We start from the raw sequence: 1,394 nt of genomic DNA on the forward strand, positions 1-1,394 counted from the left end.
TGCCTTGGCGAATTTTGAAACCTGCGATTGCTTTTTTCGCACGGGTCACAACCACTTTTTGGCCGGTGATCTGTGCAAGCTCCTTGACCGAAGCCTCGAGAGACTTGGCATTCGTCGCAGCTTCGCCGAGTCCGCGGTTGACGGTGACTTTCACCACCTTCGGGACTTCGTGGATGTTGGAGAGGGAGAGATCTTTCAGCAGTTTGGGCTGAATGGTCTCCCGGTAGCGCTTCTTGAGTGACATAACGGGGGTGAGGTGCTTCTGGGCTTGGTCAGAAGTCGGGATCAGTCGAGGACTTCACCGGTTTTCTTCAACTTGCGCTTCTTCGTGCCGTCTTTCTCGACAACGATTTCAACGCGGCTTGCCACCTTTTTATCGGTGGAATAGAGCATCACATTGGAGGCATGCAGTGATGCTTCCTCGGTGACAATGCGACCGCTTTCACCCTCTTGGGAGGGTTTCTCGTGACGGGTGCGCATATTGACGCCCTCCACGATGACGCGGTTTTCATTGGGCAGTGTCCGGAGAACTGCGCCGGTTTTGCCCTTGTCTTTTCCGGCAATCACCTGAACGGTGTCACCTTTTCGGATGCGCATTTTGATGCGCTCAACGGCCTTCGGTTTGGAGGTTGCTGTCGCCATGGTCAGATCACCTCCGGAGCGAGGGACACGATTTTGGTGAAGCTGCGCTCACGCAGTTCGCGGGCAACAGGTCCGAAGACGCGAGTGCCCTTGGGGTTTTTGTCGTCGTTGATGATTACGGCAGCGTTGTCATCAAACCGGATCGAATTGCCGGTTTCACGACGCAGTGTTGCTTTGGTGCGGACCACCACAGCTTTGACCACGTCAGACTTTTTGACACCCATGTTGGGCATCGCATCTTTGACAGCGGCGACGATGACGTCGCCGACGTGGGCATAGCGACGGTTGGTACCCAGAACACGAATGCACTGGATGCGTTTGGCACCGCTGTTATCGGCAACGGTGAGGAACGATTCCTGTTGGATCACTGGTTGGCCTCCTCTGCTTTCGCTTCAGCAGCTGCAGCTTTTGGGCTGTGGCTGAGTACTTCAGCAATCGCCCAACGTTTCTGACGGCTCATCGGACGGGTTTCCGTGATGCGAACACGGTCTCCGACACGACAGGAGTTGTCTTCGTCGTGGGCTTTGTAGCGGGTGGTGCGGCTGACCGTCTTTTGATAGATGGGGTGAGGGAAGCGGGTTTCCACCGCGACCACCACTGTTTTCTCCATCTTGTCGCTGACGACGGTGCCGACCCGTTCTTTAACTGCCATGGTTAGAGATGGGGATCACGACGCGGTGGAGCGTTGCCGCTCCGACTGCACCGTCAGCAGCTGGGCCAGCTTGATGCGGGCCTCTTTGAAACGGTGAGTG

Annotated in this window: 4 protein-coding genes and 1 pseudogene; all 5 read right to left on the bottom strand. The window is 56.2% G+C overall.

What is annotated here, in order from left to right:
• Positions 1-244: 50S ribosomal protein L5 (gene rplE / locus WH5701_RS16240; RefSeq protein ID WP_071934149.1), on the bottom strand; the 244-nt coding region annotated here is incomplete at its 3' end.
• 41 nt (positions 245-285) lie between these two features.
• On the bottom strand, positions 286-642 hold the full coding sequence (gene rplX / locus WH5701_RS00520) for a 50S ribosomal protein L24 (protein WP_006169851.1): 357 nt from the start codon (positions 640-642) through the stop codon (positions 286-288).
• A gap of 2 nt (positions 643-644) precedes the next feature.
• Complete coding sequence (gene rplN, locus WH5701_RS00525; protein WP_006169852.1) at positions 645-1,010, bottom strand: 50S ribosomal protein L14; 366 nt, start codon at positions 1,008-1,010, stop codon at positions 645-647.
• The gene (gene rpsQ, locus WH5701_RS00530) at positions 1,007-1,294 is read right to left on the bottom strand and encodes a 30S ribosomal protein S17 (RefSeq protein ID WP_006169854.1); all 288 of its coding nucleotides are present in this window, start codon (positions 1,292-1,294) and stop codon (positions 1,007-1,009) included. Before rpsQ ends, rplN begins: the two co-directional genes overlap by 4 nt.
• 15 nt (positions 1,295-1,309) lie before the next feature.
• A pseudogene (locus WH5701_RS00535) lies at positions 1,310-1,394 on the bottom strand (50S ribosomal protein L29); the annotation flags it as partial.

This window comes from Synechococcus sp. WH 5701 (assembly GCF_000153045.1).
GTDB classification, from domain to species: domain Bacteria; phylum Cyanobacteriota; class Cyanobacteriia; order PCC-6307; family Cyanobiaceae; genus Regnicoccus_A; species Regnicoccus_A antarcticus.

Excerpts from the sequence above, each read along its gene's own strand:
- rplX (WP_006169851.1), bottom strand. The coding sequence starts at position 642 with ATGGCGACAGCAACCTCCAAACCGAAGGCCGTTGAGCGCATCAAAATG.
- rpsQ (WP_006169854.1), bottom strand. The coding sequence starts at position 1,294 with ATGGCAGTTAAAGAACGGGTCGGCACCGTCGTCAGCGACAAGATGGAG.